This window comes from Leifsonia sp. RAF41 (assembly GCF_052114085.1).
Classification (GTDB): Bacteria; Actinomycetota; Actinomycetes; order Actinomycetales; family Microbacteriaceae; genus Leifsonia.
Genome location: NZ_JBFREB010000001.1, coordinates 116,006 through 138,062 on the forward strand (window position 1 = coordinate 116,006; position 22,057 = coordinate 138,062).

Annotated in this window: 21 protein-coding genes; 6 read left to right on the forward strand and 15 right to left on the reverse strand. The window is 68.9% G+C overall.

All coding sequences use genetic code 11. The features are described 5' to 3' along the window. Nucleotides 1-5 precede the first annotated feature (5 nt). From AB4Y74_RS00600 to AB4Y74_RS00655, 12 genes are all read right to left on the reverse strand, one after another. Nucleotides 6-2,144, reverse strand: a complete 2,139-nt coding sequence (locus AB4Y74_RS00600) for a S9 family peptidase (protein ID WP_441797177.1) — start codon at nt 2,142-2,144, stop codon at nt 6-8. A 38-nt stretch (nt 2,145-2,182) separates the two neighbouring features. Further along, complete coding sequence (locus AB4Y74_RS00605; RefSeq protein WP_441797178.1) at nt 2,183-3,160, reverse strand: zinc-binding dehydrogenase; 978 nt, start codon at nt 3,158-3,160, stop codon at nt 2,183-2,185. Nucleotides 3,161-3,163: 3 nt separating this feature from the next. Continuing rightward, nucleotides 3,164-3,586, reverse strand: a complete 423-nt coding sequence (locus AB4Y74_RS00610) for an organic hydroperoxide resistance protein (protein WP_441797179.1) — start codon at nt 3,584-3,586, stop codon at nt 3,164-3,166. Between the two features lie 16 nt (nt 3,587-3,602). Next, on the reverse strand, nt 3,603-4,070 hold the full coding sequence (locus tag AB4Y74_RS00615) for a MarR family winged helix-turn-helix transcriptional regulator (protein WP_441797180.1): 468 nt from the start codon (nt 4,068-4,070) through the stop codon (nt 3,603-3,605). Between the two features lie 50 nt (nt 4,071-4,120). After that, nucleotides 4,121-5,611, reverse strand: coding sequence for an FUSC family protein (locus AB4Y74_RS00620; protein WP_441797181.1), 1,491 nt, complete (start codon nt 5,609-5,611; stop codon nt 4,121-4,123). A gap of 128 nt (nt 5,612-5,739) precedes the next feature. Beyond that, complete coding sequence (locus tag AB4Y74_RS00625) at nt 5,740-6,642, reverse strand: ROK family protein (RefSeq protein ID WP_441797182.1); 903 nt, start codon at nt 6,640-6,642, stop codon at nt 5,740-5,742. Beyond that, on the reverse strand, nt 6,639-7,418 hold the full coding sequence (locus tag AB4Y74_RS00630; protein WP_441797183.1) for a copper homeostasis protein CutC: 780 nt from the start codon (nt 7,416-7,418) through the stop codon (nt 6,639-6,641). The genes AB4Y74_RS00625 and AB4Y74_RS00630 overlap by 4 nt, the downstream gene beginning before the upstream one ends. Next, entirely contained in the window at nt 7,415-8,434 is a 1,020-nt protein-coding gene (locus AB4Y74_RS00635; RefSeq protein WP_441797184.1) for an asparaginase, read from the reverse strand. The genes AB4Y74_RS00630 and AB4Y74_RS00635 overlap by 4 nt, the downstream gene beginning before the upstream one ends. Next, complete coding sequence (locus AB4Y74_RS00640; RefSeq protein ID WP_441797185.1) at nt 8,427-9,377, reverse strand: amino acid ABC transporter permease; 951 nt, start codon at nt 9,375-9,377, stop codon at nt 8,427-8,429. The genes AB4Y74_RS00635 and AB4Y74_RS00640 overlap by 8 nt, the downstream gene beginning before the upstream one ends. Further along, entirely contained in the window at nt 9,374-10,018 is a 645-nt protein-coding gene (locus tag AB4Y74_RS00645) for an amino acid ABC transporter permease (RefSeq protein ID WP_441797186.1), read from the reverse strand. Before AB4Y74_RS00645 ends, AB4Y74_RS00640 begins: the two co-directional genes overlap by 4 nt. A 96-nt stretch (nt 10,019-10,114) precedes the next feature. After that, nucleotides 10,115-11,053, reverse strand: a complete 939-nt coding sequence (locus AB4Y74_RS00650) for a glutamate ABC transporter substrate-binding protein (RefSeq protein WP_441797187.1) — start codon at nt 11,051-11,053, stop codon at nt 10,115-10,117. A 71-nt stretch (nt 11,054-11,124) separates the two neighbouring features. Next, entirely contained in the window at nt 11,125-11,877 is a 753-nt protein-coding gene (locus AB4Y74_RS00655; RefSeq protein WP_441797188.1) for an amino acid ABC transporter ATP-binding protein, read from the reverse strand. Nucleotides 11,878-12,042: 165 nt separating this feature from the next. Here AB4Y74_RS00655 and AB4Y74_RS00660 point away from each other — a divergent pair, with 165 nt between their 5' ends. The 4 genes from AB4Y74_RS00660 (at nt 12,043) to AB4Y74_RS00675 (ending at nt 16,582) form a co-directional block, all read left to right on the forward strand. Continuing rightward, nucleotides 12,043-13,239: an ROK family transcriptional regulator gene (locus tag AB4Y74_RS00660; protein ID WP_441797189.1), complete on the forward strand. Its 1,197-nt coding sequence runs from the start codon at nt 12,043-12,045 to the stop codon at nt 13,237-13,239. Continuing rightward, a complete protein-coding gene (locus AB4Y74_RS00665; protein WP_441797190.1) occupies nt 13,236-14,147 on the forward strand; it encodes a Gfo/Idh/MocA family protein in 912 nt (303 codons plus the stop codon). Before AB4Y74_RS00660 ends, AB4Y74_RS00665 begins: the two co-directional genes overlap by 4 nt. A 214-nt stretch (nt 14,148-14,361) precedes the next feature. Continuing rightward, nucleotides 14,362-16,074 (forward strand): glycoside hydrolase family 13 protein, encoded by a 1,713-nt coding sequence (locus tag AB4Y74_RS00670; protein ID WP_441797191.1) that lies wholly within the window; start codon nt 14,362-14,364, stop codon nt 16,072-16,074. Nucleotides 16,075-16,138: 64 nt separating this feature from the next. Then, nucleotides 16,139-16,582, forward strand: a complete 444-nt coding sequence (locus AB4Y74_RS00675) for an SRPBCC domain-containing protein (RefSeq protein WP_441797192.1) — start codon at nt 16,139-16,141, stop codon at nt 16,580-16,582. Nucleotides 16,583-16,585: 3 nt separating this feature from the next. Here AB4Y74_RS00675 and AB4Y74_RS00680 read toward each other — a convergent pair whose 3' ends face one another. The 3 genes from AB4Y74_RS00680 to AB4Y74_RS00690 form a co-directional block, all read right to left on the reverse strand. Then, complete coding sequence (locus AB4Y74_RS00680) at nt 16,586-17,170, reverse strand: TetR/AcrR family transcriptional regulator (RefSeq protein WP_441797193.1); 585 nt, start codon at nt 17,168-17,170, stop codon at nt 16,586-16,588. Nucleotides 17,171-17,220: 50 nt separating this feature from the next. After that, nucleotides 17,221-19,518, reverse strand: coding sequence for a transglycosylase domain-containing protein (locus tag AB4Y74_RS00685; RefSeq protein ID WP_441797194.1), 2,298 nt, complete (start codon nt 19,516-19,518; stop codon nt 17,221-17,223). A gap of 127 nt (nt 19,519-19,645) precedes the next feature. Then, nucleotides 19,646-20,110 (reverse strand): MarR family winged helix-turn-helix transcriptional regulator, encoded by a 465-nt coding sequence (locus tag AB4Y74_RS00690; RefSeq protein ID WP_441797195.1) that lies wholly within the window; start codon nt 20,108-20,110, stop codon nt 19,646-19,648. A 329-nt stretch (nt 20,111-20,439) separates the two neighbouring features. Between AB4Y74_RS00690 and AB4Y74_RS00695 the strand changes: the two genes are divergently transcribed. Together AB4Y74_RS00695 and AB4Y74_RS00700 are read left to right on the forward strand one after the other, a co-directional pair. Next, nucleotides 20,440-21,240 (forward strand): class I SAM-dependent methyltransferase, encoded by an 801-nt coding sequence (locus tag AB4Y74_RS00695; protein ID WP_441797196.1) that lies wholly within the window; start codon nt 20,440-20,442, stop codon nt 21,238-21,240. 94 nt (nt 21,241-21,334) lie between these two features. Beyond that, entirely contained in the window at nt 21,335-22,006 is a 672-nt protein-coding gene (locus AB4Y74_RS00700) for a PadR family transcriptional regulator (RefSeq protein WP_441797197.1), read from the forward strand. Nucleotides 22,007-22,057 lie beyond the last annotated feature (51 nt).

Consider the following 22,057-nt stretch of genomic DNA (forward strand, 5'->3'; position numbering starts at 1 on the left):
CCGCCTCACTCTCCCGAGGGATGCGCCCCCACCACATCGAGCAGCCACGCGAGCGCGAACGCCCGCTCCCGCCACGCAGCGTAGCGCCCCGAGACTCCGCCGTGTCCGGCGGCCATCTCGATCTTGAGCAGTGCGTCGGCATCCACCTCGCGCAGCTTCGCCACCCACTTGGCCGGCTCGACGTACAGCACGCGCGTGTCGTTCAGGCTGGTGATCGCGAGGATGCGCGGGTAGCGGCTGTGGTGCACATTCTCCAGCGGAGAGTACGACTTCATGTAGTCGTAGACCTCCGGGTCGTGCAACGGGTCGCCCCACTCGTCCCACTCGATCACCGTGAGGGGAAGGGAGGGGTCCAGGATGCTGGTCAGCGGATCGACGAACGGCACCTCGGCCAGGATGCCCGCGAAATCGCGCGGGGCCAGGTTGGCGACCGCGCCCATCAGCAGGCCGCCGGCACTGCCGCCCTGCGCCGCCATCCGCGACGGTTCGGTCCATCCGCGGTCGACGAGGTGGCGGGCTGCCGCGACGAAGTCGGTGAAGGTGTTCTTCTTGTGCAGCTTCTTGCCGTTCTCGTACCAGAGTCGGCCGAGCTCGCCGCCGCCGCGCACGTGCGCGATGGCGAAGACGACACCGCGGTCGAGCAGGCTGAGGCGCGGGATGCCGAACGACGGGTCCATGCTGGCCTCGTACGATCCGTACCCGTAGAGCACCAGCGGCGCCGGCTCGCCGGGCGTGACGAGGTCCGTGCGGTACACGAGAGAGATCGGGACCCGCGCCCCGTCCGGTGCGGTGGCCCACTCCCTGCGCTGCTCGAACAGCGACGGGTCGAACGCGCCGAGCACGGGCTGCTGCTTGCGCAGGGTCAGCTCGCGGGTGCGGACGTCGTAGTCGTACACCGTCGACGGTGTGACGAAGCTGCCGTAGCCGAGGCGGAGGAACGGCTGCGTCCACTCCGGGTTGCCGCCCACACCGACGGTGAACAGCTGCTCGTCGAAGTGGAGCTCGTGCGGGGTGTCGTCGGCGGGGTCGTCGGCGTCCGGATCGGGGATGCACGCGACGGCGACGCGGGTCATCCCGTCGCGGCGGTACTCGACGCTGACGAAGTCGCGGAACGCATCCACTCCCTCCAGGCGCACGGCGGGGTCGTGGGGGAGCAGCACCCGGCGCGGACCTTGCGGGTCATCGGCCGAGACGCTGACCAGCTCGAAGTTGACGGCCTGGTCGTTGTGGACGATGAGGAGGCGGTCGTGGCCGCCGGCGATGGCGTGCTCGACGTCGTACTCGACGCCCTCCACACGCGGCCAGACGACGGTGAACTCGCCGGTCGGGTCGTCGGAGGGCAACAGCCAGGTCTCGCTGGTGATGTTGGACCCGGCCTCGATCACCAGGAACCGCCGGCTGCGGGTGAGGCCGACGCCGATCCAGTACCGCTCGTCGGGCTCGTGGAACACCTGTGCGTCGCTGACGTCGGGACCGTCGCCGACGCGGTGGCGCCAGACGGTGTCCGGCCGCCACGACTCGTCGACCGTCGTGTAGAAGATGAAGGCGCCGGTCTGGTCGAACAGTGCGCCGCCGGCGGTCCCGGCGATCTCGTCCGGGAAGGTCGCGCCGTCGTCGCTGAGCGAGCGGACCCGGATCGTGTACCGCTCGTCGCCTTCGGTGTCGACCGCCCACAGCAGCCGCGTGCCGTCGGCGCTGACATCGAAGCTGCCGAGCGCGTAGAACTCATGACCCTGGGCCTCGGCGTTGTCGTCGAGCAGGATCTGCTCGCCGGGCAGGCCGTTCCGCTGGGCCTCCTCGTCGAGCATCGGAGGCGCCCAGTCGTCTGCGGAGGCGATCGGCGCGCGGCAGTGGATGCCGTACTGCTCGCCTTCGACCGTCCGGGAGTAGTACCACCAGTCGCCCTCGCGCACCGGGACGCTCATGTCGGTCTCGCGGGTGCGGGCCTTGATCTCGTCGAAGAGCTGCTCCCGCAGCACGGCAAGGTGCTCGGTGCGCGCGTTCGTGTACGCGTTCTCTTCGTGCAGGTGGGCGACGACGGTCGGATCGTCCTTCTCGCGCAGCCACTCGTAGTCGTCGACGTAGACGTCGCCGTGATGGATGCGTTCGACGGGCTTCTTCGGTGTGACCGGCGGGGTGAGCATGAGCCCAGGCTATCGGGCGCCGCCCACCCCGTACCGGGTCAGGGACGCAGCAGGACCTTGCCGACGCGTCCCGGCTCACCGCTGGCGGCAACCGCGGCCGCGATGTCGTCCAGCGAGTGGATGCCGGCCACCGGCAGAGTCAGTGTGCCGTCCTGGAGGCGGGCGAACAGCTCCTGGAATAGACGGCCGCGCTGGTCGGCGGGCATCTCGCGACTGACGACGCTGCCCCAGAAACCCTTCACCGACGCCTGCTTGAAGATGATGTCCCCAGAGGCCAGCTCCAGCGTCGGCGACGCCATGGCGCCGAAGACGACCAGGGTGCCGTTCACGGCAAGGGCGGAGAGCACATCTCCCGCGGCCGAGCCGCCCACGGAGTCGACGCCCACGCTGATGGGTGCCCCGCCGGTCAGCTCGGTCAGCCGGTCGCGCCAGTCGTCGGAGTCGGTCGCGATGATGTTGCCGATGCCCTGGCCGCGGAGCTCCTCCACACCGGCCGCGCGGCGGACCAGACCGACCACGTTGAGGCCGCGGGCAGCGCCCAGCTGCGCGACCATCCGGCCGACGGCACCATTGGCGGCGTTCTGGATCAGCCAGTCGCCCTCCCGCAGGCCGAGTGAATCGATCAGGCTGATCGCGCTGAACGGCATCGCCACCAGCTGCGCGGCCGACTCGTCGGGCAGCGCCTCCGGCACGGGGATGAGACCGGCCGCGCCGGTGACGAAGTACTCCGCCCACACGCCGAACGTTCCGCCGGTGACCACCCGCTGGCCGACGGTGAGTTGGTCGACGCCGTCGCCGAGGGCATCCACGACGCCCAGTGCTTCGGTGCCCGCCTGGGCGGGAAGCTCGGGCTTGAAGCCGTAGGTGCCGCGCACCGTCCACAGGTCGTGGTTGTGGATGGGCGAGAGCAGCATCCGGACGCGGACCTCGCCGGGGCCGGGCTCGGGGACCGGGCGCTCTTCGACGGAGAGGACCTCGGCCGGGTCACCGAATGTGTTGTGGATCAGGGTCTTCATCGCTCAGTCCTCCGAGACGGTGATCGTGACGTCGATGTTGCCGCGCGTCGCATTCGAGTACGGGCACACGTGGTGCGCCGCGTCTGCCAGAGCCTGGGCCTGCTCCTTCTCGAGCCCGGGCAGGACGACCTCGAGCAGCACCGACAGCTGGTAGCCGCCGTCGCCGTTCGGGCCGATTTGCACGCGGCCGCCGACGGACGAGTCGTCGACCTTCATCTTCTGGCTGCGAGCCACCGCCTGCAGTGCGGAGTGGAAGCACGCCGCATACCCGGCCGCGAACAGCTGCTCGGGGTTCGTTCCGGCGCCGGAACCGCCCATCTCTTTCGGGACGGCCAGGTCGAGCGCGAAGGTCCCGTCGCTCGTGGCGACGCGGCCGTCGCGGCCCGCTCCGGTGGAGAGCGCTTCTGCGGTGTAGAGGACGTTCATCAGTGCCTTTCGGTGTTCAGTTCTTGTGCGTGTTCAGTTCTGCGGGGCGGGACTGCTGCGCCGCGGCGTGCATGGTCTCCGTCAGCCGGTGGAGGGTGTCGATGAGTTCTGTCGCCGCCCGCTCATCCGGCAGGCCGGTGCCCGCGGCGATCCGGCCCGGGATGTGCGCCAGCTGCGGGCGCAACTCCTGGCCGCGCTCGCCGATGGCGACGGTCACGACGCGCTCGTCGCCCGAGCGGCGCTCACGCCGCACCAGGCCGGACTGCTCCATGCGACGGAGCAGCGGGGACAGCGTCCCCGAGTCGAGCTGCAGGTGATCGCCGAGCGACCCGACGGTCTGCTCGCCCTCGACCCAGAGCGTGATGAGCACCAGGTACTGCGGGTAGGTCAGGTCCCACGGCTCGAGGAGCGTGCGGTAGGCCTGGGTCGTCGCGCGGGTGGCGGCATACAGGGAGAAGCACACCATCTCATCGGTTACCGGCATAGCGCCAGCCTTGCACACAATTCAATTGTGCACAACTTAATGCCGCCGCCTTATGAGGATCCCCGGAGCAATGCTGCAAGGCGAGCGAGCGCCGTGCGGACGCGGGCCAAGTCGACTGGGGCGGCCAGAGACTTTCGTGCCTCGCCGATGGCGGAACGGAGGCTGCCGGCGTCGTGGTCCCCCGGGCTTGCGCGCCGCTGCGCGAGATGGACGTCGAGCGCAGCGGGAAGTGCGCGGGCGACGTCGATGCAATCGATGGGGAGGACAGGTGCGCTGCGCCGGATGAGGCGGGTGGCCCGATGCGCGGGGGCGAGCTGCTCGACCCGCTCGACCGAGGCACGGAAGGCCGCGACGCGCGCGCGGCGCTCGGTCGGGTCCCCATCAGCCCGGACAGCCGATCCCAGGCTGATCAGCATCTCGGAGAGTCGTCGCCTCAGCACGTCGACGCTTCGAACGGGCAGCACGAACCAGCTCGCCGCGACTCCGAGCCCGGCGCCCACGACGATCGCCAGCATCCGCAGGGCGAGCATCCCTGCCTCCCCGGTCAGGGTCGCTGTACCCGTCAGCTGCTGGAGCAGCGTCAGGACGAGGGTGACGGCGAGCGCCCAGAACGCGTAGCTGTAAACACGCAGCCAGTTTCCCGCGAACAGCGCAACGAAGATGAGCACGACGGCTCCGAAACCGGAGGCCTGCGGGGCCAGGGCCGTGACCGCGACGGCGAGAACAGTCCCCCCGAGCGCGCCCAGGATGCGGAGCCCGCTCTTGTGCACCACATCCGCACGCCCGCGATTGCCGGAGCAGACCAGGAAGGCGGTCAGGACGACCCACATCGCGTGCTCCGGGAAGGCAGCCCAGCCGATCACGAAAGCCGCCGTGAGCGCGGCGGCCATCTGGACGGCCATTCGCGTGCTCGCAGGCAGTCGTCGGCGGGCATCGTCCCTGCGGTCGCCGGCGGTGGATCGCCCGGCCGGGATGGCCGTCGCTGGAGTTGCGGCCGGCCCCGGCTCGGGATGGCGGCGAGCCAGTCGGGTCACCTCGCGGGCCAACGCCACCCACAGGATCGCGACGATTCCAGAACACAGAACCAGTAGCGCCGTCAGCCACGGCGGCACGCCGGGCGCCGGCACGACAGGAGCGACAAGCACGGCAGTGAACGGCAGCGCCACGAGCGCTCCCAGGCGCGAAGCGCGGTCGCCGAACCTGCGCAGCCAGATCGGGAGGCTCATCCCTGCCACGAACAGCGCCGCACCGAGCGGCGGCACGGCCACCAACAGCCAGCCCACCAGACCGGCAACAAGTCCGATCAGTGGGAGAGCGAGCGCGGATCGGGCGAACTCCGCGCGCGAGCCGAACGTCCGTCGGCCGAGGCTCAGCGCGACCACCGTCGTGAGGACGGCGGCGCTCGTGATGCTCGCGTTCGCGCCACCGATGACGAGGGTGCCCAGCCACCAGACGGTCGCGCAGGCACCGGCCGCTGCGGCGGTCGTGACGAGCGCCGCTACGCCATCACTGAGGAGAGCGCTGGGCCGCCGGTTGGTCACCGGCACATCCTCTCACCGGAACCCCTGCCCAGCGACGGAGTGCAAACGAGTGGTCGCAACACGCCGTTATCGCGCCGTCGTAACGGCGTGTTGCGACCACTCGATAGTGCGGGAGGCGGAGGCGAGCGTCAGCGCGCGGCTTCGAAGGCGAGCAGTGCGGCGCCCGCGCGCCCCGCGTCTCCGCCAAGGGCGCTCTGCGCGACGGGCGGCCGCTCGCGCCAGGCGAGTCCGGCCGACATGCGGTCGCCCAGCGGGCCGAACAGGGCCGGGCCCGCATGCGAGACGCCACCGCCCAGCACGATCAATCCCGGGTCGAACAGCAGGGTCAGGATGTTGAGGCCCTGCGCAAGGACATCCAGCGCCTCCGACCACACGCGGTCCGCCAGCGGGTCCGAGCCGAGTCGCTCCACGATGCGGCGCGTGCTGAGCGCCTCGCCGCCGGCCGCCCGGTAGCGCCGCGCGACTCCTGCGCCGGACATGTAGACCTCAAGGCAGCCGCGCTGCCCGCAGGTGCACGGTTCGCCTCCGGGAACGACCGGGATATGCCCGAACTCACCGGCGGCTCCCGTCGCGCCGGTGACGGCGCCCCCGGAGGAGACGAGCGCGGCCGCGACGCCCGTGCCGATCGGCACCAGCGCGAAGTCGCTGAAGCCGCGCGCGGCGCCGGTGCTCCGCTCGGCAAGCCCTGCGGCGCGCACGTCGTGGCCGACGGCGACGGGCAGGCTCAGCTCGGAGCGGAGGATGTCGAGGAGCGGCACGTCACGCCATCCGAGGTTGGATGCGTAGTGCACGAGTCCGCGCTTCTCGTCGAGCATTCCGGGCGTCGCGACTCCCGCACCGACCACGTCGTGGCCGTCGTCGGCCGCGGTCCTCCTCAGGTCCGCGAGCAGGGCGACGAGGGCGGTGAGGATGCCGTCGGCGGGCGTTGCGAGCGTGGACTCGGCCACCGTCGCGCCGTCCTCGGCGACCACGGCGCCCTTCATCGCGGTTCCGCCGAGGTCGACCGCGAGGACGACGGGCAGCCCGCTCATGCGCCGGTCTCCGCGGATCGAGCCGAGGGTGCCGCATCCGCCACGTCCGCCAGCGCGGCCACGACCGCAGCGACGATCTCCGCCGACGTCACCTCGCGCTCGCCGGAGTCGTACGCGGTCGGCGACCCGGCCCCCGGCGTCGCGACCGGTCGCATCGCGCGCAAGTGCACCTCTCGCGCACCCGTGCGCCCGACGATCTCTGCCGCATTCGCCGGCCGCACTCCGCCTCCCGCGAGGATCAGGATGCGGTCGCCCGCCTGCTCCACCAACCGCGCCACCTCGTCGACGCCGTCCAGAACACTCGGGGCTCCGCCGGAGGTGAGCACGCGCCCGACACCCAGCTCCACGAGCTGTTCGAGCGCCTCCGCGCGATCCCCCACCTGGTCGAACGCCTTGTGGAAGGTCACCGGGGCGTCGCCGCAGGCAGCGATCAGGCGACGGGTCGCATCCACGTTGACCCGTCCGTCGGTGCGCAGCGCCCCGACCACGAAGCCGAGCGGAACACCCGACGGGTTCGGCAGGGAACGCACCGAGTGGATGTCGTCGACCATCGCCTGCAGTTCATCGTCGTCGTACACGAAGTCGCCGGGCCGCTGTCGGATGAGCACCTGGATGCCGATCCGGGTCGCCGCGCGCAGGGCGGCGGCGACCGTGCCGATGGATGGCGTGATGCCGCCCTCGCTGAGCGCGGCGCACAGCTCGATGCGATCGGCGCCCGCCTCCTCTGCGACGCGCACGCCTGCCAGGTCGTCGAGGCAGATCTCGACGACAGTCACGCGAGGCGCTCCAGCGCAGCCGTGAGGTCCGCGCCAAGCTCGATGGCGCCGACGGGCGCTCCGCCGCCGAGCACCGGCAGGTCGACGAGGGCACGGGCACCATCGATGGGGGTTCCGAGCGCCTCCAGCACGCGCAGCGCGATGAGGGTGGTGGCGCGCGGGCTGCCGTCGACGATCTTCATGGCGACGGAAGTGCCGTCGGGGCCCGCAACACCGATGACGCCCTCGGCGCCGCCCTTGGCGAGCGCGCCGGGAACCGTCTCCATCAGGGTCGTGTTCTGGTGACCGGAGCCGCCCACGTAGTAGGGATGCTCGCGCATTGCGTCCGCGACGGCGCGCTCGGGGGTGCCGAGCTCCGCCTGCACCAGCCGGCCGAACGCCCGGGCGATGCCGCGCACGCTCGTGCCGAACAGTGGGGCTCCGCATCCGTCGATCGCGTCGTGCCCGACAGGCACCCCGGTCAGCTCGGCCATGGTCGCGCGGATGTGCTGCTGCAGCGGGTGGGAGGTGTCGAGGTAGCCCTCGGTCGGCCAGCCGTTCGTGGCGGCGGCGAGAAGCATCGCGGCGTGCTTGCCCGAGCAGTTCATCCGCACGCGCGAGCGCCCTTCGCCGTCGTGCAGCATCCGCTCGAAGGTCGCCTCGTCTTCCGGCCGGTCGACCGGGCAGCCCAGTGCCGCGTCGTCGACTCCGGCGCGCGCGAGCAGCGAGCGCACGACGCGCACGTGCTCGTCCTCTCCGGTGTGGCTTCCGGCGGCGATGGCCAATTCGGGTCCTTCGAGCGCAGCGCCCGCGGTCAGGCAGCCGAGCGCCTGCAGCGGCTTCACGGTGCTGCGCGGCAGGATCACCGCGTCCGGGTCGCCCAGCTCGATCAGCGGCGCACCCGACGGGTCGAGAGCGACCAGGCTGCCGAAGTGACGGCTCTCGATGAGGCCCGACCGGCGAACGACGGCCAGCTCGGCCAAAGCCGCGGAGCCCGCGGACGACGGAAGGGACACGGTGGACGCGGTGCTAGGCATGATCGGCTTTCGAGGTGTCGGCGTCGTCCACGTGCTCGACGGCGGCGACGGCGGGAAGGGAGGGAAGGGTCGGCGGCGCCGTGGTGCGTCGGCGGGAGCCGCGCTGCAATCGTGACGCGAACGCGGACAGGCTGCCGTTGACGATCAGGTAGATCACAGTCACGGCGACGTAGGTGGGGATGAGGAGGTGCAGGTACGAGGCCAGCACCTGCCCGCGGTAGAGCAGTTCGGTGAACGCGACGATGTAGCCGAGCGACGTGTCCTTCAGGAGACTGACGAACTGGGTGACCAACGACGGTGTCACGTTCCGGAACGCCTGCGGGAGCACCACGTACGTCATCGCCTGCACCGGGCGCATCCCGAGACTGAGAGCGGCTTCGCGCTGCCCACGCGGGAGGCTGAGGATGCCGGCGCGGATGATCTCGGCGAAGACCGCGGCGTTGGCGATCGTCAGCGGCACGACCAGCTTCCACAGCGTGGGCAGGTTGATGCCGATCTGCGGCAGGCCGAACAGCATGAGGTAGATCACCAGCAGCACCGGCACGGTGCGCGCGATCTCGATGTACAGTCCGCAGAGGAAGCGCACCCACCCGACGTGGCTCACCCGGCCGAGCGCGAGGATGACGCCGAGCGCTCCGCCCAGCACAGCGACGATCGCCGCGGCCTCCAGAGTTCCGAGCAGTCCGACGAGGAGGTACTGCCAGATCGCCCACTCGGTGAAGGGCGCCCAGCGCTCGGGGGCGAGCTGACCGTGCGCGGCGAACTGCCAGAGTCCGAGCCCGACGATCACCGCGAAGACGAGCACGCTGACGGTCGAGCCGATGGCGATGTTGCGGCGCCCCCGCGGACCGGGTGCGTCGTAGATGAAGGCCGCGTCGTAGCGGCGCTTCGAGCGGCGCGGACGCGCCGGCGCGGGGTGGTCGGGGATGAGTTGAGCGGTCATCGGACGATCGCCACCTTCCGCTCGACCCAGCCGGCGGCGAGGCCGATGGCGAGGGCGATGGCCATGTAGAGGATTCCCGCGCTGGAGAAGATGAGGATGGGCTGCGCCGCGACCAGGTTGACCTTGTTGACGGCGGCGGTGAGCTCGACGACACCGATCGCGGCCGCGAGGGCGGTGTTCATGGCGAGGGCGATCATCACGTTGCCGATGGGCTGGACGACCGCGCGCAATGCCTGCGGAACGACGACGTAGCGCAGCGACTGCCAGAGGGTGAGCCCGAGGGCGCGGGACGCCTCCACCTGACCGACGGGGACCGTGTTCACGCCGGAGCGGACGGCCTCGGCGACGTATGCCGCTTCGTACACGGTCAGCACGATGATGGCCGTCGGCGTCAGGGGGAGCAGGATGCCGGCGTCGGGGAGCGCGAACACCGCCAGCAGCAGCAGGGCCAGCAGGGGGACGTTGATGAAGAACTGCACGTAGAGGAAGGCCCCAGCGCGCAGCACCGGGATGGGGCTGACGCGGGCGATCGTCACCAGTACGCCCAGGATGATGGAGCCGACGCCCGCCACCACCGCCATCAGCAGGGTGGTGCCGAGCGCCTGGACCAGGGGTCCCAGGTTGTCGATCAGGGGGTTCATCGTTCTCTCATCGCGCGGGCGGCAGTGGGTGAGGACAGGGGAGGCCGGATGCGCGCGGGCGTGGGGGCCGCCTGCACGCGCATCCGACCGGTCTCATCAGGAGCCGGGGACGGACCCGATCTCCGGAGGCGTCGGGATCTCGGAGTCGGTCACGGTGCCGAGCGTGGTCTTCCACGCCTTGCCCCACTGGCCGCCCTTCTGGATCGTCTTCAGCCAGTCGTTGACGAACTTCTTGAAGTCGTCGTCGCCGTGCTTCAGGCCGATGCCGTACGGCTCCTTCGTGAAGGGCTGGCCGACGACCTTGATCTGCTTCTCGCTGGCCGCGTCGCTAGCGAGCAGGGTGTAGTCCTGCACGTACGCGTCGCCGCGGCCCTGAATGAGGGCCTGGACGGCGGCCGGGTCGGTGCCGAACGCCGTGACCGTCGCCTTCGGCGCGATCTTCGGCACCTCGGTGACAGCCGGCGTGTTGGCGCCGACGATCACATTCTTGCCGTCGAGGTCCTTTTCGCTCTTGATGTCCTTGTTGTCGCTCTTGACCGCGACAGCCAGGCCGGACTCGAAGTAGGGACCCGCGAAGTCGACCTGCTTGGCCCGCTCCTCGGTGATCGTGTACGTATTGAAGACGACGTCGACCGTGTCGTTCTGCAGCATCGCCTCACGCGTCTCGGACGCCGGAGGAACGATCTCCACGTTCGGCTTGCCGATGATGTAGGTGGCGAGCAGCTTGGCGAGCTCGGCGTCGAAGCCGTTCACCTGCGAGGGGTCGGTCGGGTCCTGCTGCGACAGCAGCGGGGCGTCGAGCGCCTCTGCGACGATGAGCTTGCCGCGCTTCTTGATCTTCTCCATGGTGGAGTTGGACAGGATGAGGTCGGCCTTCGCGACCGGCGCGCCGGCGAGCACGGAGTCTCCGGACGCGGTCGAGCTGGCGTCGCTGCCGGGCAGTGCCGTGTTTCCGGAGCAGGCGGTGACGGCGAGCGTCACGGCTGCGAGCAGGACGCCGGCGACGGCGCTTTTCCTGCGGATGCTGCGGGTCATGGGGTGCATCCCTTTCTGATGTGTGATGGATGTGATGGTGGAGCCGGTGGTGCGCGGCCTCGCGCGGTGTGTCAGTGCGACAGCACCGAGGCCAGGAACGACTGCGCCCGCGCGGTGGCCGGCGAGTCGAAGAATTGGGCGGGAGCGGCCTGCTCGACGATCTGGCCGCGGTCCATGAAGACGACGCGGTCGGCCGCGCGGCGAGCGAATCCCATCTCGTGGGTGACGACGATCATCGTCATGCCCTCCTTTGCGAGGGAGGTCATGACATCCAGCACCTCGCCGACCATCTCGGGGTCGAGTGCACTGGTCGGCTCGTCGAAGAGCATGACCTTGGGCTGCATGGCGAGCGCGCGGGCGATGGCCGCACGCTGCTGCTGTCCGCCGGAGAGCTGAGCGGGGTGGCTGTCCGCCTTGTCGGCGATGCCGACCCGGTCGAGCAGCTCCATCGCTTGGGCGCGGGCCGCATCCTTGCCGAGCTTGCGCACCTTGAGGGGAGCGAGCGTGACGTTCTCGAGGATCGTCCGGTGGGCGAACAGGTTGAACGACTGGAACACCATCCCGACCTCGGCGCGAAGCTTCGCGAGCGGTGCACCCTCCTGGGGGAGCAGTTCACCGTCGACGCGGATCTCGCCGGCGTCGATGGTCTCGAGCCGGTTGATGGAGCGGCAGAGGGTCGACTTGCCGGATCCCGAAGGGCCGACCACGACGACGACCTCGCGCTCGGCGACATCGAGGTCGATGTTCTGCAGCACGTGGAGGTCGCCGAAGTACTTGTCGACCGCGCGCAGGCTCACCATGGGTCGGGCGTCCGTTGCTGTCATCCGGGTTCCTCGCATCGTCTTCGGGAAGGTTTCGATGAGCGTACTAAGTAACGAGCAATAATCGCAATATCGAAATTAGATAATGCGATATCGAACAAAGTCGGTACAGTATTCTCAACGCAACGCGGAGTTCCTGAGCCCTCCGCCACCCGAGGGGAAGCGCCGATGGCGAGCACGACGAGCATGATCGAGGGCACACCGGTTCACGCCGGGCCCGGAACGCCGGGCGGCATCCTCGACCTCGTCCGTTCGGGTCGCTCCCATTCGCGAGCCGACCTCGCCCGAAGCACCGGCCTCTCGCCGTCCACGGTCTCCCAGCGCGTCGACGCGCTCATCGCCGCCGGATACCTCCGCGATGCGGGTGCAGGCGTCTCTCACGGCGGTCGCCGCCCGCGGGCGCTCGAAGTGGATGCGTCCACCGGGGTGGTCTGCGCCGCCGACCTGGGATCCCATCACGCCACCTTCGGGCTGATCGACCTGAGCGGCCGGCTCCTCGCCTCCCGCACGGAGACCATGGACATCGGCAGGGGGCCCGCTGCCGTGCTCGGCTGGATCGCCGACGTCGGCGCTGAGCTGACCCGCGAGCACGCACAGCCCGGACAGACTCTGCGCGGTTTCGGGATCGGCCTCCCCGGCCCGGTCGACTCGACCACCGGCCGCATGGTCTCGCCCTCACGCATGCCGGGCTGGAACGGCGTGGACGTCGCGGCCGAACTGACCGCGATCACGGGTCTTCCCGCCGCGGCCGACAACGATGCGAACCTCATGGCTCTGGGCGAGTACGACTCGCTCGGCGCCGACGTGGGCGAGCTCGTCTTCGTCAAGGCGGGCTCGAGCATCGGCTGCGGGATCATCGCGTTCGGCGGGGTCTACCACGGCTTCCACGGCATGGCAGGGGACATCAGCCACGTCACCGTGCCAGGCGCCCCGGATGTGCTCTGCTCCTGCGGCCGGATCGGGTGCCTGGACGCGGTGGCCGGCGGTGCCGCCATCGTGCAGGCCCTGCGCGCCTCCGGGGTCGAGATCACCGACACGCGCGAGGTGCTGGCGCTTGCCCGCGACGCACATCCTCGTGCCACCCAGGAGCTACGGGAGGCAGGGCTCCGTACCGGCGGCGTGCTGGCGACGATCATGAACTTCTTCAACCCCCAGCGTCTGGTGCTCGGCGGCATTCTCGGGGAGGCCGAGGCGTTCGTCGCCGGGGTCCGCTCGGCGATCTACTCGGACTGCCTGCCGATGATCACCGACCAGCTCGACATCGCGGTGAGCGTGGCGAAGGAGAACGCCGGCATCCGCGGGGCCGGGCGTCTCATCCTCGACTCGGTGTTCGATCCCGCGCGGGTCGACCTCGTCGTGCGATGAGCCACGGCGTCGCCATCGTCGGCGCGGGGCGGATGGGCCACGCGCACGCGTCGGCCTGGGCGCGCAACGACATCCCGGTCCTCTGGGCGGTCTCCCCGCGGCGGCGACCCGAACTGACCGACGCGCCTGACGCCCGCTGGGCCACCTCCCTCGGCGAAGCGCTCGAGGACCCTGCTGTCACCATCGTGTCGATCTGCACGCCGACGCCGTCGCACGTCGAGCTGGCGATCGAGGCGCTGGACGCCGGACGGAGCGTGCTGCTCGAGAAGCCGATCGCCCTGACCGTGCAGGACGCGCTGCTCGTCGCGGACGCCGCATCCCGAGCCCCCGGCACGCTGATGGTCGCCCACGTGGTGCGGTTCTTCCCCGGGTACGCGTCACTTGCTCAGCGTGTCGCTTCTGGCTCGGTCGGGCGCGTCAGGGTGGTGCGGGCCTCCCGGCTCTCGGACGCCCCGGTCGGATACGACTGGCTCGCCGATGAGAAGCGGTCCGGTGGATTGCTCGTCGACTTCACCATCCACGACATCGACCAGGCGAACGCCCTGCTCGGACGGGCCGTCGCGGTCACCACCGTGCGACTCGGGGGCGGCGGCTTCGGTGCGCCGGTCGCCACGACCATTGAATACGAAGGCGGAGGCGTCGCGCAGCTGCTGAGCGTCTCCGACCTTCCGCCCGGGCAGCCGTTCCAGTCGAGCCTCGAGGTCGTCGGAGATGCGGGAGTGGATGCAGCCGCTCCCGACGCCGGTGACGCGTTCGCCGCGCAGGCCCGCTACTTCGTCGACTGTATCGAGACTGGGGTCGCGCCGTCCCGCGCGCCGGTGGCCGCGGCGGTCGAGGCGCTGCGGGTCGCTCTCGCGGCCCGGGAGTCCGCGCGCACCGGCCGGCGCGTCGTGCTGCCCACCGACTGACTCGGCTCGACGTGTCCGCGCCCTTTCCGACGGTGCGGCGAACGGAGGAATCGTCCTGTGACACGCCGGCATACGTCGTCGAACGGAGGCCCGCCGGGACGGCTCAATCGCGGTTTCCTCCGTTTGCGACCTGGCCAGAAGCGGGTGAGCTGTTCCCTTTCGGACCGGCACGGCCGCGCGGGTCGGCGTCCCGCAGCCCGGGTAGGGTGGGCCCGTGAGCGACAAGTGGTGGCAGTCGGCGGTCGTCTATCAGGTCTACCCGCGGAGTTTCGCGGACAGCGACGGCGACGGGATCGGCGACCTCCAAGGGGTGATCCAGCACCTCGACTACCTCAAACTGCTCGGCGTGGACGTGGTCTGGCTGTCGCCGATCTACGCATCGCCAGGCGACGACAACGGGTACGACATCAGCGACTACCGTGCGATCGACCCGCTCTTCGGCACCTTCCAGGACTTCGACGAGCTGCTGGAGGGACTCCACGCGCGCGGCATGAAACTCGTCATGGACCTCGTCGTCAATCACACGTCCGACGAGCATCCGTGGTTCATCGAGTCGGCCTCATCCACCGACAACCCGAAGCGGGACTGGTATTGGTGGCGTCCCCCGCGCGGCGGGCGGCAGCCGGGGGAGCGGGGCGCCGAGCCGAACAACTGGGGCTCCTTCTTCTCGGGCCCGGCCTGGCAGCTCGATCCGCAGACGGGCGAGTACTTCCTTCACCTCTTCTCGCGGAAGCAGCCGGACCTCAACTGGGAGAACCCGGAGGTGCGGGAAGCCGTCTACGAAATGATGAACTGGTGGCTCGACCGCGGTGTCGACGGCTTCCGGATGGACGTGATCAACTTCATCTCGAAGGTAACCGAGCTGCCGGACGGCGAGGTGCCGGCAGGTGCGCTCTTCGGCGACGCCTACCCGTACTACGGTCAGGGGCCGCGCATCCACGAGTTCCTGCACGAGATGCACCAGCGCGTGTTCCTCGGCCGCGGCGACCGGTACCTGACCGTGGGGGAGATGCCGGGCGTCGACGTTGAGCAGGCTCGGCGCTTCACCGATCCGCGGAACGGCGAACTCGACATGGTGTTCCAGTTCGAGCACGTCGACCTCGACCACGGGCCGGGCGGCAAATGGGACCACCGGCCGGCGTCCGTCCTCGACCTCAAGCGCAACCTCAGCAAGTGGCAGGAGGGCCTGGCCGGCGTCGGGTGGAACAGCCTGTACTGGAACAACCACGACCAGCCGCGGGTCGTCAGCCGATTCGGCGACGACGGCGAGTACCGCGTGGAGTCCGCCAAGGCTCTCGGCACGATCCTCCATCTGATGCGCGGCACGCCGTACGTCTACCAGGGCGAGGAGCTGGGGATGACGAACGTGCCGTTTGCCGCGATCGACGACTTCCGCGACATCGAGACGTTGAATCACTACGCCGAGGCCGTCGACATCCTGGGCGCGTCTCCGGACGAGGTGCTCGCGGCACTGCGGCGGACCAGCCGCGACAACGCGCGAACCCCGATGCAGTGGACTTCCGGGACGAACGCCGGATTCACGTCCGGGAACCCGTGGATCTCCGTCAATCCGAACGCCGCCGAGATCAATGCGGAGGCGGAGGTGGCCGACGACGACTCGGTGTTCGCCCATTACCGTGCGCTGATCGACCTACGGCACCGGTCGGAGGTCATCGCGACCGGCGACTACGAGCTGATGCTCGCCGACCATCCGCAGATCTTCGCGTACACGCGGTCGCTCGGCGACCGGTCGCTGCTCGTCGTCGCAAACCTGAGCGGAACCGAAGCGGTGTTCGACGCGGACACGCTGCCCGGCTGGTCCGATGCGGAGGTCGTGCTCACCAACGTCCGACCTTCCGGACCAGGATCCCAGACATCGTTCGGCAGTCTTCGCCCGTGGGAGGCCGTCGTCCTGGCCCGAGGGTGATCCGGCCTTGCGCACCCCGCTCCGACGGGTGTGGGATGGGCGACACGACGGCGGGAGGCTGCGAATGGGCGAGTATGTGGCGCGTGCGGAGGTCGACGTGAGGGCGCCGCGCCGCGCGGTGTGGGACGTGCTGACGTCGAACGGAGCGCGTCCCGAGATCATGTTCGGCGCGGAGATCGTCTCGGACTGGCGGATCGGATCGGAGATCGTCTGGCGCGTCGAGTGGGAGGGCAAGCAGGTCGAGGACCACGGCCGGGTGATCGAGCTGGATGACCGGGAGGAACCGTGGCGCATCGTCCTCACCCACTTCAGCCCTCTCAGCGGGCTGCCGGACGCGCCCGAGAACTATCACACGCTCCGGTTCGAGCTGGATGAGGTGCCGCGCGGCACACGCATCACCCTCGACCAGGACAACAACCCGACGCGCGAAGCGGCGGAGCACTCGCAGGCGAACTGGGCCAGGATGCTCGAGGGAGTGAAGACCGTGGTCGAGCGGGAGTCCCGGTAGGTCTCAGTCGCCGAAGACTTCGCGCAGGAACGCGGTCAGGAAGACGTCGAAGGCCTGGACGGTGCCGTTGCGGTCGCCGCTGATCAGGAAGCCGAAGTGCAGGCCGGCGGCGGAGTCGACCAGCCAGTGCGAGAGGACGCCGGCGCGGCGGCTCTCGATGCCCTGCTTTTTGAGCCACGTCTTGACCGTGTCGCGCCACTGCGTGAACGAGACGGTGATGCGCTTCCCGATGTCGGGGTCGATGGGCTCGAGGGCACCCGCCTCGAACTGGAGCCGCAGCGCGGTCCGGTTGTTCTCGCGCAGCGAGTGGCGGAACGCCTCTTTGTACCAGTCGCGGAACTGGTCCCTGTCGAACGCCGTCACGTCGACGCCGGTCAGGGATTCGGACTGCTGTCGGACGCCCTCCTCCAGGATGGCGTCGATCATCTCCTGTCGCGACCCGAAGTGGTAGACGAACGAGTAGGTGCTCACCCCGAGTGCGCTCGCAAGGCTGCGGAAGGTCATCCGCGACAGGGGCTCGGTCGCGACGTGCTCCATGATGCGCCCGAGGAGCTCGGGTTTGCGGTTCGGATCAGGGGTGCGTCCCACGCGATAACACTAGTCCGAATATCACGCCGGATGGCTAGGCAGCTTTTCGCCTATGGCTTGCGCCCAGGGGGGTTTCCGCCGTTGCCGCCTCCGCCGTTGCCGTTTCCGCCGTTGCCGTTTCCAGCACCGGGCGCGGGCGCCCCGGGCGCCGTCGGCGCGGCGGGTGCGGCGGGCGGTTTCGGAGCGACGGGAGCGGTGGTGTACTTGCCGCTCGGGGTCGGGAAGGCCCCGCCTCCGTAGGCAGCGTTGAGGGCCGCCGTGATCCGCTTCACGATGGAGAACTTGACGTTTCCGCCGCCCACGCCCTGGAAGCTGACGCTTCTGAGCGCCACTCCGCCTTGGACGTTGCCCACCCACGTCGCCTGGGCGACCTTGCTGGTGGAGGTGACCAGCCAGTTCTCGACCGAGTTGTCGGTGGTGCCCGTCTTGCCGAAGATCGGGATGCCGTCGCCCGGGTTGGCGGACGACGCGGTGCCCCCTCCGCGCAGCACGCCCTGCAGGGCGTAGATCGCCGCTGCAGCGACCTGCGGGTTGATCGGTGTCGTGGAGCACTGCGACTTCGGCACGGCGTGCGCGGTGCCGTCGGCGTTCACGATCTTGTCGATTGCGATCGGGCTGCACGCCACACCGTTGTTGGCGAGGCCCGCGTACGCGGTCGCCATGGTCAGCGGCGCGATGTAGTTCGTGCCGAGCACGGCCGACGGGTTGGCCATGAACCGGTTGGCCTGTTCGTCAGCGCCGTGGACCAGGAGGTCTTGCGCCCGCTGCTTGATACCGCACAGGTCGAGCTGGGTCGCCATCTTCGCGAAGACCGAGTTGATGGACTGCGCCGTCGCGTTCATCACCGAGGTGCTGGTGACGGACTCGCCCTCATCGTTGGAGACGTTCCAGGGCGCCCCGCCGATGTCGTTGCACGGGTCGCTCGCGTGGAAGGAGGTCTGCGGGAAGACGTGCTGGGTGCCACTGACCGACTGATAGAGCGAGTGGCCTTCCTGCAGCCACTCAAGCAGGTCGAACACCTTGTAGGCCGACCCGGTCTGGAACCCTTCCGAGCCGCCGTAGTCGTAGTCGGTGTTGTAGTTCACCGCTGTGGTCGCCGGCGCCGGCTCTGCCGTGTTGTCGTACGGCCGGTTCTGCACCATGGTGACCACGCGCCCGCTTCCGACTTCGACGGACACGTTCGAGGAGCCGACGTCGAGGCGCGGGTCTGCTGCCGGGATGTAGGCGCTCAGCGCGGCTTGCGCCTGCGTTTGCAGGTCGAGGTTGAGGGTGGTGTAGATCTTCAATCCGCCGCGGGTGAGGAAGTTGGACCGGTCGTCCTCGGTCCCGCCGAAGATCGAATCCTGCTCGATGACGCGCTCGACGTAGTCGCAGAAGAACGCGGCGTTGTACTGCTGCGCCGTCATGCAGCCGTTCTGTGTGGGCGTGATCTTCGGCTCGACCTTGGTGGCACGCGCGGCGGCATGCTCTTCCGGCGTGATCTTGCCGTTGGCGAGCATCCGGTCGAGCACGTAGTTGCGGCGGTCGAGCGTCTCTTTGTACCCGTTGGCTGCGCCGTTCTCTTTGCTCCCCGGCTTGTCGATACGGAGGTTGTCGGGGTTGTTGAGGATGGCGATGAGGGTCGCTGCCTGCTGCAGGTTGACGTCTTTCGCCGCCACGCCGAAGTAGTACTCGGCCGCCGACTGGACGCCGTACACGCGGCCACCGAACAGCGCGATGTTCAGGTAGCTCTGCAGGATGTCGTTCTTCGAGTACTCCTTCTCAAGGCCGATCGCGTAACGCATCTCCTTGAGCTTGCGGGAGGGGTCGACCTTCGTCGCGTCGTCGTAGCAGGTCTCGTAGGCGGCGAGCTGCTTCTTCTGCACCGCATCGGCCGCGGTCGGGTCGGGCTGCTTGTTCTCGCACCGCTGCACGAGGATGTTCTTCACGTACTGCTGGGTGATGGACGAGCCGCCCTGCACCGACTTGTGAAGAGCCGTGAGCACCGCGCCGCGAAGCGTGCCGGTGACATCGACGCCACCGTGCTCATAGAAACGCGGGTCTTCCGTCGCGATCGCCGCGTCTTTGAGGTTCTGCGAGATGCCGTCCCAGCCCACCTCGATGCGGTTCTGGGAGTAGAAGCTCGCGATGGGGACCTGCTGGCCCTGGCTCAGCGCGTACATCGTCGATGCCTGCGCCAGCGGCTCGACCTTGATGTATTCGGGGAGGCCGTCGAAGACGCTGATGGTGGAGTCTGCCGCCGATCCGGTCAGTGCCACCGCGGGCGTGACCGCCGCTGCTGCGAGCACACCGGCCAGGCCGCTCAGTGCGACGAAGCCGGCCAGCGCAGGCGCCCATCCCCATCTCATGCGTCTTCTCCCTCGTAGAGACCGTTCATCCGTGGCGGCAATATTACGCGTCGCGCGTGACGCTTCCGGGAGGCGGACGCTCAGGTTGGGGGCTGGGCGAAGGTGTGTCGAACTGTGAACGGAAACGTCACGGGGTGCCGCGCAGTTTGTCGCAGAGCCGGACGAGCGTCTCCAGCTCTTCCGACGTCAGCCGCCCGCCGACGCGATCGGTGATCGTCTTCATGTGATCGACGGCCACGCGGCGGAACATGTCGTACCCGGTGTCCGTCAGGCGGATCACCGTGCCGCGCGCATCGGACGGCTCCGGCTCCTTGGCCACCAGCCCGCGTGCGACCAGCCGATCGACGAGGCGGCTGACGCTGGGCTGGGTGAGCAGGACATGCTTGTTCAAGTCCCTCAGCCGCAGTTCGCGGTTCGGCTGGCGCGACAGGTTGAACATGACGTCGTACTCGTTGAACGAGATGTCGCGCGTAGGGAACTCCGCGGCAAGGGTACGCATAATGGCGACCTGCGCGCGGAACAGCGACTCCCAGGCCGCCACCGCGCTGACACGAAAGCGATTCGCTGGGCTTTGCGTCGCCGTCTCGGTCATGTCTCATCCCTCCGGCTCGTGCTCAATGCATTCGCATCTTCTCATCATGAGCGTTGGTCAGCATCCGTGCCACCACGGGCCGAAGGTGAGTGTGAGAGGAGCGGGCGCCAGACAAAGATTGAGGGCCGGCCGCAGAGGCTAGCGGCCGACCCTCTCCCTTGCACCAAGAGTGTCCTGCAATCACATTCCGCGATGGCTGCCACAGCAAACAACCATTGCTCTTGAACTATATAACGAAGAGGTAACGGCATCTAGTTATCAAGTCGTTATTTTTTCTGCGAATTATCTATGCATCCCTGAGCGAACTCCTGAGCGGTAATCTCGTGCTCGTGGACGACGACGCCACGCGCTTCTCGGGTTCGATTCCCGCACACTACGATTCCGGTCTCGGGCCGGTGATCTTCCGTCACTATGCCGAGGTGTTCGCCGAGGCGATCGCCGAGAGCCGACCGCGTCGCATCCTCGAGACCGCCGCGGGAACGGGGATCTCGTCCGCCGCCATCGCGCACCACAATCCCGATGCTGAGCTCGTGATCAGCGACCTGAACGACGCGATGCTCGAGTTCGCCCGCGCCAAAGTCCCGCCGGGGACGCGGGTCGAGGTGGTGGATGTGCAGCACCTCCCGTTCCCGGACGCGAGCTTCGACGTGGTCGCGTGCCAGTTCGGCATCATGTTCGTTCCCGACCTGGAGGCGGCTTTTCGCGAAGCCCGCCGGGTGCTCGTTCCCACAGGCGTCTTTCACTTCTCGGTCTGGGACGGCCATGCCAAGAACCGGTTCGCCGCCATCACCGATGGTCTGCTGGCGCAGGCCTTCCCGGATGACCCGCCTCCGTTCTACCGGGTGCCGTTCGGGTTGAGCGATGTCAACCGGCTCCGCGACCTCGCGCAGTCCACCGGTTTCGGGCGGGTCCGCATGGATGTCGTTCCGCACGACGCGCCCGTCGCATCCTGGGCCGACTTCGCCGACGGGCTGATCGTCGGCAACCCTGTCGCCGACCAGTTGCGGCGGCGGTCGGCCGACCTCGATGTGCTCGTGAGTGAGACGGCCCACCGGCTGAGGACCGAGTTCGGCGAAGCGCCGACGACCACCCCGGTGCAGACGCTGTTCTTCCGCGCCTACGCGCACTGACGCATCCTGAAGCCGCAATCCGCACTACCGTCTGGACAACATCACTCTGGTTCGAATACTCTGATTCGAGTAATCGACATCCGGGAGGTAAGTCATGGCGAAGCGCGCGGTGTCCAACCCGTTGGCGTTGGCGGTCCTCGCCTGCCTCTGGGAGCGGCCGATGTACCCGTACGAGATGACCACCACCATGCGGGAGCGCGGCAAGGAAGACAGCATCCGCCTCAACTTCGGCTCGCTGTACTCGGTCATCAAGTCGCTCGAGAAGCACGGCTTCATCGAGGTGGCGCAAACCGAGCGCGAGGGCAACCGCCCGGAGCGGGTCGTCTACGCGATCACTGACACCGGGCGGCTCGAGGCCGAGTCATGGCTGCGCGAACTCATCGAGGTTCCCGTCAAGGAATACCCTGCGATCGAGACCGGACTGTCCCTGCTGCCCATGCTCCCGCCGCAGACCGCCGCGGCCCTCCTCGAGGGCCGGCGCGACCGGCTGGACGCCGACTTGGCAGGCCGCCGCGAGCTGCACGAGCAGGTCAGCGGACTTCCGGAACTGTTCATGGTCGAGTCCCACTACCGCATGGCGGTGATGGAGGCGGAGCGAACGTTCATCGCCGACCTCGCCTCGCGCATCCGCGACCGCTCGATCGGCGGCTACACATCGTGGGAGCAGCTGCATCGGCTGCTCTCCGACGGCGTCGGCATGGAGGAGCTGATCGGCCGCATCGCCGACGGCGACTTTGGACAGGAGGCGGCCGACCTGTACCGATGACACAGAACGATGGCCGGAGAGCGGCAACTCTCCGGCCATCCACACCTTCAG